The 15104-nt window shown below is 72.1% G+C and carries 15 protein-coding genes; 10 read left to right on the top strand and 5 right to left on the bottom strand.

Annotated features, from left to right (window positions below; genetic code table 11):
• The first annotated feature begins 7 nt into the window (after nt 1-7).
• The 6 genes from DEJ35_RS02565 to DEJ35_RS02540 are packed head-to-tail and all read left to right on the top strand — an operon-like array spanning nt 8 to nt 6968.
• A complete protein-coding gene (locus tag DEJ35_RS02565) occupies nt 8-1468 on the top strand; it encodes a M14 family zinc carboxypeptidase (protein ID WP_258378414.1) in 1461 nt (486 codons plus the stop codon).
• Nucleotides 1468-2409, top strand: a complete 942-nt coding sequence (locus DEJ35_RS02560; RefSeq protein WP_027464675.1) for an ABC transporter permease — start codon at nt 1468-1470, stop codon at nt 2407-2409. The genes DEJ35_RS02565 and DEJ35_RS02560 overlap by 1 nt, the downstream gene beginning before the upstream one ends.
• Nucleotides 2406-3296 (top strand): ABC transporter permease, encoded by an 891-nt coding sequence (locus DEJ35_RS02555; protein ID WP_110859194.1) that lies wholly within the window; start codon nt 2406-2408, stop codon nt 3294-3296. The genes DEJ35_RS02560 and DEJ35_RS02555 overlap by 4 nt, the downstream gene beginning before the upstream one ends.
• A gap of 41 nt (nt 3297-3337) precedes the next feature.
• Nucleotides 3338-4747, top strand: coding sequence for a serine hydrolase (locus DEJ35_RS02550; RefSeq protein ID WP_258376254.1), 1410 nt, complete (start codon nt 3338-3340; stop codon nt 4745-4747).
• Entirely contained in the window at nt 4744-5310 is a 567-nt protein-coding gene (locus DEJ35_RS02545) for a GbsR/MarR family transcriptional regulator (protein ID WP_110859195.1), read from the top strand. The genes DEJ35_RS02550 and DEJ35_RS02545 overlap by 4 nt, the downstream gene beginning before the upstream one ends.
• The gene (locus DEJ35_RS02540) at nt 5307-6968 is read left to right on the top strand and encodes an ABC transporter ATP-binding protein (protein WP_111191990.1); all 1662 of its coding nucleotides are present in this window, start codon (nt 5307-5309) and stop codon (nt 6966-6968) included. The genes DEJ35_RS02545 and DEJ35_RS02540 overlap by 4 nt, the downstream gene beginning before the upstream one ends.
• 17 nt (nt 6969-6985) lie before the next feature.
• Here the strand turns inward: DEJ35_RS02540 and DEJ35_RS02535 are convergent, their stop codons facing one another.
• Nucleotides 6986-7567 (bottom strand): hypothetical protein, encoded by a 582-nt coding sequence (locus DEJ35_RS02535; protein ID WP_146244654.1) that lies wholly within the window; start codon nt 7565-7567, stop codon nt 6986-6988.
• 146 nt (nt 7568-7713) lie between these two features.
• Here DEJ35_RS02535 and DEJ35_RS02530 point away from each other — a divergent pair, with 146 nt between their 5' ends.
• Nucleotides 7714-8043 (top strand): hypothetical protein, encoded by a 330-nt coding sequence (locus DEJ35_RS02530; RefSeq protein ID WP_110859198.1) that lies wholly within the window; start codon nt 7714-7716, stop codon nt 8041-8043.
• A 101-nt stretch (nt 8044-8144) separates the two neighbouring features.
• On the top strand, nt 8145-8297 hold the full coding sequence (locus DEJ35_RS17150) for a hypothetical protein (protein ID WP_181430102.1): 153 nt from the start codon (nt 8145-8147) through the stop codon (nt 8295-8297).
• A 69-nt stretch (nt 8298-8366) separates the two neighbouring features.
• On the opposite strand, the gene DEJ35_RS02525 is transcribed toward DEJ35_RS17150, so the two are convergent.
• Genes DEJ35_RS02525 through DEJ35_RS02515 form a run of 3 tightly spaced genes read right to left on the bottom strand, consistent with a single transcriptional unit; the run spans nt 8367 to nt 11503 of the window.
• Complete coding sequence (locus DEJ35_RS02525; RefSeq protein WP_111090524.1) at nt 8367-9224, bottom strand: DMT family transporter; 858 nt, start codon at nt 9222-9224, stop codon at nt 8367-8369.
• Complete coding sequence (locus tag DEJ35_RS02520) at nt 9221-9883, bottom strand: response regulator transcription factor (RefSeq protein ID WP_027464682.1); 663 nt, start codon at nt 9881-9883, stop codon at nt 9221-9223. The genes DEJ35_RS02525 and DEJ35_RS02520 overlap by 4 nt, the downstream gene beginning before the upstream one ends.
• Before the next feature lie 39 nt (nt 9884-9922).
• On the bottom strand, nt 9923-11503 hold the full coding sequence (locus tag DEJ35_RS02515; RefSeq protein WP_111090525.1) for a sensor histidine kinase: 1581 nt from the start codon (nt 11501-11503) through the stop codon (nt 9923-9925).
• 132 nt (nt 11504-11635) lie between these two features.
• Here DEJ35_RS02515 and DEJ35_RS02510 point away from each other — a divergent pair, with 132 nt between their 5' ends.
• Nucleotides 11636-12466, top strand: coding sequence for a helix-turn-helix domain-containing protein (locus tag DEJ35_RS02510; RefSeq protein ID WP_111191989.1), 831 nt, complete (start codon nt 11636-11638; stop codon nt 12464-12466).
• A 191-nt stretch (nt 12467-12657) separates the two neighbouring features.
• Here DEJ35_RS02510 and DEJ35_RS02505 read toward each other — a convergent pair whose 3' ends face one another.
• Nucleotides 12658-13689, bottom strand: coding sequence for a LacI family DNA-binding transcriptional regulator (locus tag DEJ35_RS02505; protein ID WP_111191988.1), 1032 nt, complete (start codon nt 13687-13689; stop codon nt 12658-12660).
• 118 nt (nt 13690-13807) lie between these two features.
• On the opposite strand from DEJ35_RS02505, the gene DEJ35_RS02500 reads away from it, so the two are divergent.
• Complete coding sequence (locus DEJ35_RS02500; RefSeq protein WP_111191987.1) at nt 13808-15082, top strand: sugar ABC transporter substrate-binding protein; 1275 nt, start codon at nt 13808-13810, stop codon at nt 15080-15082.
• Nucleotides 15083-15104 lie beyond the last annotated feature (22 nt).

Raw genomic sequence — 15104 nt, 5'->3', positions numbered from 1 at the left:
GGCGGGCATGGAGCAGCACACCGTCCTCGACCTGGTCCGCGACGTCCCCGACCGCGACGGCTTCCCGCTCGTCGACGACCTGCACGCACGGTTCGCCGCGCTCGCCGCGGCACACCCCGACCGGGTCACGGTCACCCGGATCGGAACGAGCCGCCTCGGTGAACCCCTGCACAGCTACCGCATCGGCACCGGGTCGCACGCGGCCGTCGTGGTCGGCGGGGTGCACCCGAACGAGCCGATCGGTTCGTGGACGGCGCTGCACCTCGCCGAGACGGCCCTCGGCGACGAGCGGGTGGCCGGGCTCGACGTCACCTGGCACATCGTCCCGACGATCGACCCGGACGGCATGCGGCTCAACGAGGCCTGGTTCCACGACCCGCACGACCGGGTCTCCTACTCGCGGCACTTCTACCGGCCAGCCCCGGACAGCCAGGTCGAGTGGACGTTCCCGAACAGCTACAAGTCGGTGTACTTCGACCAGGTGCTGCCCGAGACGCTCGCGTTCATGCGGCTCATCGACGACACCGCGCCGGACCTGCTCGTGAGCCTGCACAACGGCGAGATGGGCGGGGTCTACTACTACCTGTCCGAGGACCTGCCCGACGTCGTCGACACCCTGCACGCGGTGCCGGCCGCACTCGGGCTGCCGCTCGACACCGGGGAGCCGGAGTCCCCGTACCTGCGGGAGCTCGGCCCGGCGGTGTTCGCGATGGACGGCATCGAGACGGCGTACGCCTACCTCGAGGAGCTCGGCGTGGATCCCGGCGAGCACATCCACGGCGGGTCGAGCGCGGCGTGGGCGATGCGCCACGGCGCCCTCTGCGTGGTGGCCGAGCTGCCGTACTGGAGCCACCCCGACGCCGACGACCAGACCCCGACCGACGAGTCGTACGCCGACCTGCTGCGCCGGTGCGCGGACGAGCTCGGTGCCTCGGGTGCGGAACTGCAGGCGTTCCTCGACGAGGCGTCTCCGATGCTCTCGATCCCGTCCCCGTTCGTCGAGGCCTCCCGGGCGTTCGTCCCGATGCTCGTCGGGATCGCGGACACCGACCGCCGCCGGGCCGAGCGGGAACCGGCCGACCGGACGGCCACCGTCGCGGAGCGCTTCGGCTGCGAGGACCTCGTCCGCTGCTTCCGCCTGCGTTACGGCGGCATGCTCCTGCGTGCGGTCGAGGCGGAGACGACCGCCGGCACGGCGTCCGCGCCGCTCCGGCGGCTCCGCGACCGCCTGGCCGAGCGGTACGCGCACTGGCAGGCGGACGCGTCGACGGGTGCGCAGCCGATCCCGGTGGGGAAGCTCGTGGGCGTGCAGTACGGGGCGATCCTCGCCTGCGCGGCGCACGTGGCGGACCCGACCCGCGCCTCTCCCCACCGGCACGGCCCGTCCGCCGCTGGCGCGTCGGCCGGGAACCGGCGGCGTGGGCCCAGACCGTCACTGGTCACCACGGGAGAGCCGGGAGGCGCGTGATGCGTCCGACGCTCGCCGTCGGTCGCCGACTCGGCGGCCTGGTCATCGTGTTCCTCGGGGTGACCTTCCTGATCTACGCGATGACGTTCGCGCTGCCCGGCGACCCGATCAAGGCGCTCGGCGGCGAGCGCCCCCTCACCGACTCGGTCGTGCGGGCGCTGCGGGCGGAGTACCACCTGGACCAGCCGCTGTGGCTGCAGTACGTGCAGTACCTGGGCGGCCTGTTCCGGGGTGACTTCGGCACCGACTTCAACGGGCAGTCCGTCGGCGAGCAGATGGCCTCGCGGTGGCCCGTGACGATCACGCTGGCGCTGAGCGCATGGGCGCTCGAGATCGTCCTCGGCATCGGGCTCGGCGTGGTCTCGGCGCTCAGGCGCGGCACCGTGCTCGACAAGACGGTGCTCGTCGGCACCATCGTCGTCGGCGCCGTGCCCGTGTTCGTGCTCGGCGTGGCGCTGCAGCTGGTGTTCTCGGTGCGGCTGCACTGGTTCCCCGTCGCGGGCGTCACCGCCGGGTGGCCGACCGCGTACGTCCTGCCGGCGTTCGTGATCGCCCTGTTCGGCCTGGCCGCGGTGTCCCGACTCACCCGGACGTCGATGATCGAGACGCTCGACGCCGACTACGTGCGGACGGCCCGTGCCAAGGGGCTCGCGCCGGGCCGGATCGTCGGCGTGCACGTGCTGCGGAACTCGCTCATCCCCACCGCCACCTACCTGGCGACCGACCTCGGGTACCTGATGGGCGGCACCGTCATCATCGAGGGCATCTTCAACCTGCCGGGTGTCGGCAACCTGCTGTTCCAGGGCATCCGTTCGCACGAGGGCGCCGTCGTCGTCGGCATCTCGACCGCCCTCATCCTGGTGTTCCTCGTCACGAGCGTGCTCGTCGACCTGCTGCACGCCGCCCTCGACCCGCGCGTCCGGACAGGAGCCTCCCGATGACCACCGAAGCCCTCGGCGCCACCGTCGAACCCGTCGTCGGAGTCCGGCGCCGGCCACTGCTCGCCGCCGCACGGACGCCGGGGTTCTGGGTGCCCGGGTCGGTGCTCGTGGTGGTCCTGCTCATCGCGGCGTTCCCGCAGCTGTTCGCCGGGCTGTTCGGCCACGGCGACCCCCGGGTGTGCGACCTCGGCCGGAGCGGGGCGTCACCGACCGCCGGGCACCCGTTCGGCTTCGACCTGCAGGGCTGCGACGTGTACGCGAACGTCGTCTGGGGCACGCGGTCGTCGATCGCCGTCGCGGTGCTCACGACCCTGCTCGCCGGCATGGTCGCGGTCGTCGTCGGGACCGTCGCGGGCATGGTCGGCGGGTGGGTCGACGCCGTCCTCGCCCGGCTCACCGACGTGTTCCTCGGCTTCCCGTTCCTGCTGGGCGCCGTCGTCGTGCTGAACAGCGTGGGGGAGCGGTCGGTGCTCACGGTGTCGCTCGTGCTCGCCCTGTTCGGGTGGCCGACGATGGCCCGGCTCGTGCGGTCGAGCGTCCGCAGCGTCCGGGGCGCCGAGTTCGTGCTCGCCGCCCGGACGATGGGGTTGTCGACGTGGCGGATCACCACCCGGTACGTGCTGCCGTCGTCGATCTCGCCGCTGCTCGTGCTCGCCACCATCACCGTCGGCGGGGTCGTCGTGTCCGAGTCGTCGCTGACCTACCTCGGCATCGGGCTGGAACGTCCGGCGATCTCGTGGGGGCTGCAGCTGTCCGCGGCGACGTCGCAGTTCCTCCGGGCCCCGCACATGCTCATCGCGCCGGCGGCGTTCCTCGCCGTGACCGTGCTCGCCGTCATCGCGCTCGGCGACACGCTGCGCGCCGCACTCGACCCACGTCGGCGCTGACACGCCAGACTCGCTGCAGAACCGTTCTCGAAAGGACCACCGTGACCGACACCCTCTCCGCGTACCGGAAGACCCTGCCCTACATCCGTGAGTGGGTGTCGTACAAGGTGTGGCAGCTGCGGGTGCCCGGCGTGCAGGTCGCCGTCGGGTACGGCGGCGAGGTCCTGTTCGACGAGGCCTGGGGCTACGCCGACGTCGAGGCCGGACGCCGGCTGACCACCACCGACCTGTTCCGCATCGCCTCGCACTCGAAGACCTTCACCGCGACGGCCCTGCTGCAGCTCGCCGAGCGCGGGTCGCTCCGGCTCGACGACACCCTCGGCACGTACGTCCCGGCGCTGGTCGACGGCGGCTCCCCGCTCGCCGACGCCACCCTGCGCGAGCTCATGGAGATGGGTGCCGGCGTCATCCGCGACGGGCACGACGGCGACTACTGGTCCCTGCTCCGGCCGTTCCCCGACGAGCAGGAACTCCTGGCGCTCGTCCTCGACCGGGGCCAGAAGGTGCCGACCGGCTCGTCGTTCAACTACTCGAACCTCGGCTACTCCCTGCTCGGCCTGGTCATCGCCGCGGTGTCCGGGCGGTCGTACAACGACTTCGTGCGGGAGTCGATCACCGAACCCCTGGGCTTGCGGAACACCGGCCCCGACTGGGACCCCGCACGCGCCGACGACTTCGTGGTCGGGTACACCGGCTTCCACACCGCGCGGCACCGGCAGCGCATCGACCACGTCGACACCCGCGCGATGGCCGCCGCCACCGGGTTCCACGGCACCGCGTCCGACCTGGTCCGCTACTTCTCGCAGCACGTGATCGGGCAGGGCACCCTGCTCGACGACCACTCCAAGCGCCTCGCGCAGCGGAAGGCCTGGAGCGCCACCGACGACCCCGCCGCCCGGGGCTACGGCGCCGGCTTCATCGTCGACCGGATCGGCGGACGGGAGATCCGCGGCCACTCGGGCGGGTTCCCGGGGCACATCACCCAGTCGATGTTCGACCCGGCGTCCGGGCTCGTCGTGTCCGTGCTGACGAGTGCCGCCGCCGGACCCGCCACGCTCATCGCCACCGCGGTCATCGCCATGCTCGACGCGGCAGCCGACGCCGATGCCCCGGGGACCCCGGTGCCCGACGACGTGGACACCGCCGCCTTCACCGGGCGCTTCGCCAACCCGTGGGGCGTCACCGACGTCGCCCGGATCGGTGACCGGCTCGTCGAGGTCGACCCGTCCGGCCCCGAACCGATGGACACCCCCACCCGGCTCGAGGTCGTCGACGCCGACACCCTGCGGATGACCCACGGCAACCGCTTCGGCTCGGTCGACGAGGACATCACCTACACGCGCGACGACGACGGCACCGTCCGGGCGATCCGCGGCGGCGGCGGCATGTCGCAGGAGCCGTGGTCGATCCCGGAGGAGCGACCCGAGGTGGCCGCCGGGCTCGCCTCGTGACCGACGACAGGGGCACCGGCGACGGGGCCCCCGACGACGACCGGCTGCTCGGACCGGAGCGCCAGGCGTTCGTCGAGGAGTTCGCCCTGATGCTCAACGACGGCGCGGGCATGCCCCTCACCGACGCCCGGGTGCTCGGCTACCTGATGATGACCCGCGCACCGCACTCGTCGTCGTCCGACCTGCAGGCAGCGCTCGGCGCCAGCTCGGGGTCGGTGTCGATGGCCACCCGGCGGCTCGTCGACTCCGGGTTCGTGAAGCGCCACATCGTCCCCGGCGAGCGCAGCCACTACTTCCGCGCCGAGGCCGACGTCTGGGGCTCCTGGCTCGCCAGCGAACGGAAGTACCTCGACCGGCAGCGCGACATCATCGGCCGCGGACTCGCCGTCGTCGAGGGTGCCGGCCGGACCGGCACGGGCGACGTGGACGCCGAGGTCCGCGAGCGCCTGCTCAACGGCCGCGACTACATGCAGTGGCTGCAGGGCTACCACCGCAAGATGCTCGAGGAGTGGGAGGCCTTCAAGGCCGCCCGCGACGACACCGACCCCCCGGAGACCCCATGAGCGGCACCACCGACGTCCTGATCGTCGAGCACCTCACCGTCACCTTCGACGTCGACGGCGAGGTCGTCCGCGCCGTCGACGACGCCTCGTTCACCGTCGCCCGGGGCGAGGTCGTCGCGGTCGTGGGGGAGTCCGGCTCCGGCAAGAGCATGACCGCGATGACCGCGATGGGCATCGCCCCCGACGGTGCGCACGCCTCGGGGAGCATCCGGCTCGGCGACCTCGAGGTCATCGGCACCGACGAGCGCACCCTCCGGTCGGTCCGGGGCCGCAGCGTGTCGATGATCTTCCAGGACCCGTCCGCGGCCCTGAACCCGGTGTTCACCATCGGGTTCCAGCTCGCCGAGGCCGTCCGACGCACTGACGGCCCGCACGACCGCGCCGCCGTCCGGGAGCGCTCGCTCGAGCTGCTCCGCGCCGTGGAGGTCCCCGAACCCGAACGCCGCCTGGGCCAGTACCCGCACGAACTCTCCGGCGGGCAGGCCCAGCGCGTGATGATCGCGATGGCGCTCGCCGCCGACCCGGACCTGCTCATCGCGGACGAGCCGACGACCGCCCTCGACGTCACGGTGCAGGCCGAGGTGCTCGACGTCCTCCGCGCGCTGCGCGAGCGCACCGGCACCGCGATCCTGCTCATCACCCACGACATGGGTGTCGTCGCGGACCTCGCCGACCGCGTGGTCGTGATGCGCCGCGGACGCGTCGTCGAGACCGGCACCGCCGAGGCGGTCTTCGCCGCACCGTCCGCCGACTCCACGCGGGAACTCCTCGCTGCGGTCCCGCGGATGGGCACCGGGTCCGGCCAGGAGGCCCGGCTCGGCCCCGCCACGGAGCCCCCGGCCGCCGTGTTGGACGTCCGGCACCTCGTGGTCGAGTACGGCGGCGCCCTGCGCGGGCGCTTCCGCGCCGTCGACGACGTGTCGTTCACCGTCGGCCGTGGCGAGATCGTCGGCCTGGTGGGGGAGTCCGGCAGCGGCAAGACCACCATCGGCCGAGCCGCGGTCGGACTCGCGCCGATCACCTCGGGCTCGGTGGTCGTCGACGGCACCGACGTCGCCGGCGCACGACGAACCGCCCGCCGGCAGATGCGCCAGCACGTCGGCGTGGTGTTCCAGAACCCGCTCCGGTCGCTCAACCCGCGGTACACCGTCGGGCAGACCGTCGCCGAGCCGCTCCGCCAGATCCTCCGGCTGCCGCCGGTGCAGGTCGAGGAGCGTGTCGAGCGGCTCCTCGCCGACGTCGGTCTCGACGGTGGGTACGCCGAGCGCTACCCGCACGAACTCTCCGGTGGCCAACGGCAACGCGTCGCGATCGCCCGCGCGGTGGCCCTCGACCCCGCGCTCCTGATCGCCGACGAGCCGACGAGCGCGCTCGACGTGTCAGTGCAGGCTCGCGTGCTCGACGTGTTCCGCGAGCTGCAGGAGCGCCTCGGGTTCGCGTGCCTGTTCGTCACGCACGACCTGGCCGTGGTCGACACCCTGTGCGACCGGGTCGTCGTGCTGCACGGCGGCCGGGTCGCCGAACACGGGACGCGCGACGCCATCCTGCGCTCGCCCCAGGACCCGTACACACGACGGCTCATCCAGGCCGCCCCGGTGCCGGACCCCGGGGAGCAGGCACGCCGACGCTCCGAGCGCCTGGCCGCCCGCGCGGGCTGAGGGGGAGAGAGTCCGGGTCAGCGCACCTCGGCCGAGGCCCACAGCACGCCGACGCCGCGGCCCACCGGGCGCAGCAGCGGCACCGCGACGAGCACCGCGGCAGCCAGGTACGCGACGGCCTGCAGCAGCCCCGGGACCGCGAAGGCCACGCCGAGCGACTCCTGCGGGAGCGCCGTGAGGAGCACGGTCTCCGACAGCAGTGCGGTGACGAACCACGCCGCAGCCGCCACCGTGACGATCCAGCCAAAGGCCCGCTGCACACCCGGTGCACTCCGGACGGTGACGACGCCGAAGGCCACGAGCGCCGCCTGCGCGACGACGAGGAACACGTCGATCAACAGGCCGGGAACCAGCGACACGAGCGCGAACGCGAGCACGGACACCGCGAACGTGAGCGCCCGGCGGTCCCGAGCACGCACCGCGGCGACGAGCACGACGACGGCGGCGATGCCGGCGACGACCGTGGCGCCGAGGAGCAGCCCGCGGGGCAGGTCCCAGGGCGCCAACCAGACCGTCCCGACCAGTCCGGCCGCCCCGAACACCAGCGCCGCCACCACCGCGGCCGCCGACACCACCCGTACCCCCGTGCTGCTCTGCATGCCCGCACCCTATGCCCCGGCACCCCGCCAGGGGAACACGCTCCCCACCGTTCGGCGCCCCGACGACACGCCCGTCCGGCCCCGGGTGCTCGTCCAGACGACGCGGTCGACTTGACTGTCGTTCGAACACACGTTCGAATACCGTCGTGGGACGGCGTCGTGAGAACCGGTGGCAGCCCCCGGAACACCCGGAGGTGGAGCGTCCGCGCGCGTACTCCCTGTCCGAGGACGCCCGCGGCGGTGACGTCTGCCACGCCGTCACCCCGAAGCCGGTCTGGGCGTGGGTCCAGTTCCCGACCTTCCACGTCCGGGTGAAGGCCTTCGCGAAGAGCTGGACCCGCGACGCCGTGCTGGTGGAGTGGGCGCAGTTCGGGCAGCAGGCCGAGGCGTGGGTGTGGCGCTCCGCGGTGAAGCACCGCACGCTCCGTGCCGACCGGGACAGCGCGAACCGGAGTCCGCAGAGCGCACTGCGTTGACTTCCGCCCGCACCCCGAGGATGGTTTAGCGAACACGGGTTCAGCAAGTAACTCACTGATCGAGGCATCCGGTCCGGACCCCTGTTCCAGAAGGAGGCACCATGAAGAACGCAGCGGTGCCGTCCTGGGTCGCCCACGTGCTCACCCCGCCCGAGGTCATCAGCGCCTACATCGAGCGTCGGATCAACGATCCGTCCCTCCTGTCGGGCGAGCAGTCGGAACCCACGTACGCAGACTTCCTGCGCGACGAGTAGACGGTCTTCTCCCAGGAGGCCCGGATCACGCACCGCTGTCGGCGGACGTGATCCGGGCCTCCTCTTCGTTCACCCCACCGGTCCGCCGCGTCGGCGACGCGCCGACATCGTCACGCCGACGCTCGCGGCGGTGACGCACGCCAGGGCGACCGTCTCGAGCACCGTCAACCCCTCGGCCAGCACCACCAGGCCGGCCAGGGCGGCGATCGCCGGGCCGAGGCTCTGCAGCACGCCGAACACCCGCGTCGGCATCCGGCGGAGCGCGAGCATCTCGAGGGCGTACGGCAGCACGCTCGACAGCACGGCGACCGCACCGAAGACGAGCAGGAGCGTCGGTTCGTGCAGGACGCCGTCGACCGCGGACCGGAGCCCGAACGGCAACGACACGAGCATCGCGACCACCATCGACACGACGAGCCCGTCGACGCCGGGGATCGCGGCGCCGACGTGCCGGTTCATCACGATGTAGCCCGCCCAGCACCCGGCGGCCAGGACCGCCCAGACGACACCGCCCACCTCGGTCACCGCGGTCGGGCCCACGCCGAGCAGCACGACCCCGGCGAGCGCCAGCACGGCCCACAGCGCATCGCGCCAGCGCCGGGTGTGCACGAGCGACAGGGCGAGCGGCCCGAGGAACTCGATCGTCACGGCGACACCGATCGGGATGCTCGCGAACGACAGGTAGATGAAGACGTTCATGCCGCCGAGCGCCAGGCCGAGCCCGATCGCACCGAGCCACTGCGCCCGCGTCCAGTGCCGGATCCGCGGGCGGATCACCAGGGCGAGCACGACGGCACCGATGACGAGCCGGAGCGTGGCCGCCCCGACCGCGCCGACGTCGTCGAAGTGGGTCTTCGCGATCGCGGCGCCGAGCTGGACGGACACCATCGCGGTGAGGGCCAGCAGGGGCGCGGGGACCCGGTTCATCCCAGGTAGGCGAGGACGGCGAGGACACGGCGGTGGTCCTCTCCGGTGTCCTCGAGTGCGAGCTTGCCGAAGATGCTCGACACGTGCTTCTCGACGGCGCCGGTGCCGATCACCAGGGCTCGGGCGATGGCGGCGTTCGTGCGGCCCTCGGCCATCAGCCCGAGCACGTCACGCTCGCGCGGGGTCAGGGCTGCGAGCGGGTCGCGACGGCGGCTCATCAGCTGCGTGACGACCTCGGGGTCGAGCACGGTGCCGCCGGCGGCGATGCGGCGGACGGCGTCGTCGATCTCCTCGAGCCGGGTGACGCGGTCCTTGAGCAGGTAGCCGATGCCGGTCGCGCCGGCGGCGAGGACGTCCTCGGCGTAGGTGGCCTCGACGTACTGGGACAGCAGGAGCACACCTGTCCGTGGAGCGATCCGGCGGGTCTCGACGGCGGCGCGGACGCCCTCGTCGGTGAAGGTCGGCGGCATCCGCACGTCCATCACCACGACGTCGGGTGCACCCTCGGGCAGGGTGGCCAGGAAGGCCCGGGCGTCGGAGTACTGCCCGATGACGTCGATGCCGGCCTCGTCGAGCACGCGGGCCAGGCCCTCGCGCAGCAGGACGGCATCATCGACGACGACGGCCCGGATGCGTGCTGCATCCGGGCCGTCTGTCATGCCGACCAGCCTAGTGGGAGCGCGGACGCCCCCGTGGGGTCACGACCGCTGGTTCGCCGCCGTCGGCACGCCGTTCAGGGCCCCGAGGGGGATCCGGGCGGTGGCCTCGGTCGGGCCGCCCTCGGGGCTCGAGACGACCAGGTCGCCGTCGAGGGCCCGCATGCGGCCGATCAGGCCCTCGATCCCGTGGCCCTGCTGCGGCCGGGCACCACCCCGGCCGTCGTCGGTGACGCTGACGGTCAGGTACCAGAGGCCCGAGGCGTCGACGACCAGGCCGAGGTACACCCCGGCGGTGGTGGCGCCGGCGTGCTTCATGGTGTTCGTCAGGAGCTCGCTCACCGTGAAGTACACGTTGCGCTGGATCTCCGTGGCGAGCTCCAGGCCCTCGGGCAGCCGGACGTCCAGGCCCACCGGGATCGGGGTGCGGGCGACCAGTGCCTCGAGCGCCGCGACGAGTCCGCGGTCGAGCAGGATCGGCGGGGCGAAGCCGCGTGACAGTGCGCGCAGTTCGTCGAGGGCGTCCTGGGCGTGCTCGGATGCCTCGCCGATGAGCTGCTTGGCCTTCTCGGGGTCCTTCTCGAAGGCGCGCTCGGCGGCGGACAGGTCCATGCGGAGTCGCACCAGCCGCTGCTGCGGGCCGTCGTGCAGGTCGCGCTCGATCTGGCGGAGTGCCTGCCCCTCGGCGGTGACGGCACCGGCGCGGGAGGCCTGCAGGCCGGCGACGCGCTGCTCGAGTTGCTCGGCCCGGAAGCCGCCCAGCAGGCCGAAGTCGACCCAGTAGTGCGCGAGGACGGACCCGCGGGCCCAGAGCGGGAAGAGCACGACCGAGGCGGCCATCGACAGCAGCCCGGCGACGCCGATGCCGGCCACCACGCCGTAGTCCCAGCTCGGGTACGACAGCCCACCCACGCCGCCGAACGCCCATGCGCCCGCCACGACGACCGGCCAGGTGAAACCGAGGATCAGCAGTGCGCCGGCCCCGACGGTCACGACCGCGACGAGCGGGTACACGACCGCGGCGTGCAGCAGGTAGAGCCAGTAGTGCGGGTTGGCGACGGCCGACCCCGTGCGGGTCCACCAGTTCTGCTGCCAGCGGGGCGTCCAGTCCACCGGGCGGATCGGCCTCGGGTCCGCCCAGCTCATGCGGAGCTTCTCGAACTGTCCGAGCCACCGCGCCACGAACAGCGCGATGAAGAACATGAGCAGGACGAAGGGGTTGAACAGGTCCCGGAACCCGCCACCGAAGATCGCCGTCGGGAACGCGAAGTACAGCGTGCAGAGCAGCACGGCGGTGAGCGCCATGTAGCCGAAGTCCCGCGGCAGGCGCTTCCACGCGTCGCGGTAGAACTGCCCGGCGGTCATGCCGGACCCGCGACCGGAACCACCGACCGGACCGGACCCGACCCGCGGGGTGGCGCTCCACGACGCCGGAGGGGACTGCGCGGCGTCCTGGGAGTCCTGGGGGTCCTGGTGGTGCTGGCGCGGGTACTGGGGCATCGGCTTGGTGGCTCCAGGGGGCACGGAGTCGCCCAGCGGGACGGTCTGGGCCTGGTCGGGCGAAGGCGTGACGTCGTCCAGCGGGACGGTTCGCGCCTGGTCGAGACGGTCGGTGTCGGTCATGCATCCAGCCTCGCGATCGCGGAGCCGTTCCCCCATCCTGCCCTCTCCCCACCCCGGGTGGGGTTATCCCCCCTCTTCCACAGACCGTCCGATCCACGCCCGCGCGTCCTGCCCGTGGATCACGCTCGTCGGATGGGTGATGCGCTCCGCGCACTGATCGACGCCGTCGGGCTCCAGGTCGGGCCGGGCACCGAGGTCCGGTCCGACGACGAGGCGTGGACGCTCGACGTCGAACCGACGGGCACCCGCGTCTGGGTGGCGACGCGGTCCCGCTCCGTGTGGATCCGGCGCGGACACGACATCGCGATCGTCGACGCCGGCACCGCTGCCCTCGTCGAAGGGCACGCGACGATCACGATCAGCACGGGCCCGGAGCGCTCCGGCCCGCCCGATGCCGCTGCGACGTACGCGTTCCCGCACGAAGCACTCTTCGCGCTGACCGGTGTCCTCGTCGGTGCCGCAACGCTCGGACCCCTCGCCGACGAGGTCCTCGCACTCCCGGCCATCGCGACGACCGGTCCGCCCGGGGCTCCCTCACCCGATGTCGGCCTCGCGCTCCGCCACGTCGGGCACCTGGACGGCGGGAGGTGGCACGGCGCGCAGCAGCAGCCCCTCGCCCGACTCGTCGTCACGCCGGTGCTCCGCGACAACCCGCCCCCGATGCTCGGCGACAACGGTCTCGCGCGGGTCCTCGACCGCCTGTTCGATCCCGCCGGTCAACCATCCGTGCGGGAGATCCTCGTCGGCATCGACATGTCGGAGCGCACCCTCGAGCGCCGGTGCGTCGCAGCGACGGGATGCTCGCCCGCGCAGCTCGGCCGCTGGTACCGCAGTCTCGCCGTCCGGAGCGCGCTCAGTCGTGGAGACCGCCCGTCCGACGTCGCGACCCGCTTCGGCTTCAGCACGACGTCGTCCATGCGGCGGGCCCTCGAGCGGGTCCGACCCCCGACGAACCGCCGGTGACCGTCGACCGCGGGGGAAGGCAGTTCCGCTTCGCATCGATGACGGTTCTGGTTCACGATCCTCGGGTTTCGTGAACCAGAACCGTCACGGCGCGGAGAAGACCACGTCGTCCCGCGCCGTCGCAGGTGCGGTGTGGCGCGCCGGTCGCGGCGGCAGCACGAGTGAGTCGTCGGCGCCGACCTCCGGAGCGGTCAGGCGGGGGCGCGGCCGGTGGACTCGCGGACACTCAGGGTGAGCGAGGGGCCCGGGCGTGACGGGAGCGGGGCACTGGCGTCGATCTGCGCGCGCAGCAGAGTCGCCGCACGCTGCCCGAGCTCGACCGTGTCGCGGGTGAGCGAGGTGATCGCCGGCCGGACGAGCCGGATCATCGCCGAGTCGTCGAAGGACACGATCGAGACGTCGCCGGGCACCGCGACGCCCATCTCGCTCGCCACGCCCAGCCCGGCGACGGCGAGCACGTCGTTGTCGTAGACGATCGCGGTCGGTCGGACGCTCCTCGACAGCAGGGTGCGGGTGGCGCTCGCGCCGGCCTCGGCCGAGTAGTCCGTCGGTACCGAGACCGCGTCGTCGAGCCCCTCGTCGGCCGCGAACGCCCGGAGCCGGTCCATGCGCATGGCGGTGTGCTCGAACTCGGGCCTGCCGGCGACGTGCGCGATGCGCCGGTGCCCGAGGGCGTGCAGGTACCGCAGAACCGTGTCGGTGGCGTCCGAGTCGTCGATCCAGACGGTGGGTGCGGCGCCGTCGGGGGAGGGGTGCGAGCCGACGACGACGGTCGGCATGCCGAGGTCGGCGAGCAGGGCGAGCCGGGCATCGTCGCGACGGGGGTCGATCACGATGACGCCGTCGACACGGTGTCCGCGCCACCAGTCCCGGTAGGTCTCGAGTTCCTCGTCCGCGTCACGCGCGACGAGCAGGTTCATGCCGACGTGGGTGCCGGCGAGCCCGAGCTGGATGCCGGAGATCAGATCGCCGAAGAACGATTCCGTGCCCAGGGTCCGGGCCGGGCGGTTCAGCACGAACCCGATGGAACCGGCCTTCGCACCGCCGAGTGCCCGGGCCGCGGTGTGCGGCTGCCAGTCGAGCTCGCGGGCGATCTCGCGCACGCGGCGGCGGGTCTCGTCGGAGACACCGGGGCGGTCGTTCAACGCGAACGACACCGCGCTGATGGACACGCCGGCCCGCGCGGCGATGTCGGCGATCGTCGTTCGACGCTTGGTGGCCACAGGGTTGACTATAGCGCTTTAGTCATTCACAGTGGCTGCCACACACGGGTTCGGTGACTGTTGCTGAACCGGTTCAGCTATGACGAGGGAGTCAGACGCCATGAGGACCACCACACGCATGACGAGGGGCCGCGCCACCGCGCTGCTCGCGACGGCCGCCGCGACGGCGCTCGTCCTGACCGGCTGCTCGAGCGGCGGGAACGCGGCCGACGGCGGCGACGGCGAGATCAGCGGCACCATCACCCTGCAGACCTGGGCGCTCACGCCGACCTACACGGGCTACCTCAACGGGGTCATCGAGGACTTCGAGCAGGCCCACCCGGACGCGAAGGTCAAGCTGCAGGACCAGCCCGGCGACGGGTACGCCGACAAGGTGCTCAGCCAGGCTTCGTCGAACAGTCTGCCCGACGTGATCAACCTGCCGCCGGACATCGCCCTGCCGCTCGCGAAGCGCGGGTTCCTGCAGGACGTCGCGAAGGACGACTCGAAGCTCGACAGCACGTACGTCCCCGGGGCACTGGACTCGTACGAGTACAAGGGCGTCGACGGCACGTTCGGGTACCCCTGGTACCTCAACACCGACGTGAACTACTGGAACTCGACGATGTTCGCCAAGTGCGGCCTCGACGCGAAGAACCCGCCGAAGACCACCGACGAGCTGTTCACGCAGGCGAAGACCATGCACGACAACTGCCCGACCGACTACCTGATGAGCCGCAAGCCGGGCCTCGGTGACTTCACGCTCGCCGGGGTCAAGGTGCTCAACGCCGACGGCACGAAGTTCACCTTCGCCGACTCGTCGAAGGCCGCCGACCTGATCGACCGCTACAAGGACGCGTACCAGGACGGCTACATGCCCTCCAACGTGCTGAACAGCGACTACCTCGGCAACTCCACCCTGTTCACGCAGGCCAAGGTCGCCTGGACCACCGGTGGCGCCACCTCGCTCGCCGACTTCGAGAAGAACAACCCGTCGCTCAAGGGCAAGGTCACCGTCAGCCCCGCACTCGACACCCCGCCGCTCTACGTCCAGGGCCTGTCGGTCTCGAGCAAGTCGAAGTACCTCGCCACCGCCGAGGCCTTCGCGAAGTTCATGACGAACGCGAAGAACCAGGAGGCGTTCGCCCACGAGGTCAACATCTTCCCGTCCACCACGTCGTCGCAGTCCGACCCGTACTTCTCGAAGGACGACGGCACCGTGAACGGCGAGGCCCGGGTCCTGGCGAACGAGGCCCTGAAGACGGCGAAGGTCATCAACCCGGTCGAGGCGAACTCCGCGATGACGGACTTCCTCGACCAGCAGATCGCCCTCGCGATGAAGGGCCAGGTGGCGCCCGAGAAGGCGCTGCAGACCGCCCAGACCAAGATGAACAGCCTGCTGGCCAACGGCTGATCCAGCCCCGAAGAAGGAAGAG

Origin of the sequence: Curtobacterium sp. MCPF17_051 (assembly GCF_003234595.1) — a bacterium.
Taxonomy (GTDB): Bacteria; Actinomycetota; Actinomycetes; order Actinomycetales; family Microbacteriaceae; genus Curtobacterium; species Curtobacterium flaccumfaciens.
The sequence above is the reverse complement of the archived record's forward strand: the minus strand, read 5'-3'. Positions and strand labels throughout refer to the sequence as shown.

Excerpts from the sequence above, each read along its gene's own strand:
- DEJ35_RS02565 (WP_258378414.1), top strand. The coding sequence starts at position 8 with ATGGAGCAGCACACCGTCCTCGACCTGGTCCGCGACGTCCCCGACCGC.
- DEJ35_RS02560 (WP_027464675.1), top strand. The coding sequence starts at position 1,468 with ATGCGTCCGACGCTCGCCGTCGGTCGCCGACTCGGCGGCCTGGTCATC.
- DEJ35_RS02555 (WP_110859194.1), top strand. The coding sequence starts at position 2,406 with ATGACCACCGAAGCCCTCGGCGCCACCGTCGAACCCGTCGTCGGAGTC.
- DEJ35_RS02540 (WP_111191990.1), top strand. The coding sequence starts at position 5,307 with ATGAGCGGCACCACCGACGTCCTGATCGTCGAGCACCTCACCGTCACC.
- DEJ35_RS02535 (WP_146244654.1), bottom strand. The coding sequence starts at position 7,567 with ATGCAGAGCAGCACGGGGGTACGGGTGGTGTCGGCGGCCGCGGTGGTG.
- DEJ35_RS17150 (WP_181430102.1), top strand. The coding sequence starts at position 8,145 with ATGAAGAACGCAGCGGTGCCGTCCTGGGTCGCCCACGTGCTCACCCCG.
- DEJ35_RS02525 (WP_111090524.1), bottom strand. The coding sequence starts at position 9,224 with ATGAACCGGGTCCCCGCGCCCCTGCTGGCCCTCACCGCGATGGTGTCC.
- DEJ35_RS02520 (WP_027464682.1), bottom strand. The coding sequence starts at position 9,883 with ATGACAGACGGCCCGGATGCAGCACGCATCCGGGCCGTCGTCGTCGAT.
- DEJ35_RS02515 (WP_111090525.1), bottom strand. The coding sequence starts at position 11,503 with ATGACCGACACCGACCGTCTCGACCAGGCGCGAACCGTCCCGCTGGAC.
- DEJ35_RS02510 (WP_111191989.1), top strand. The coding sequence starts at position 11,636 with ATGGGTGATGCGCTCCGCGCACTGATCGACGCCGTCGGGCTCCAGGTC.
- DEJ35_RS02500 (WP_111191987.1), top strand. The coding sequence starts at position 13,808 with ATGACGAGGGGCCGCGCCACCGCGCTGCTCGCGACGGCCGCCGCGACG.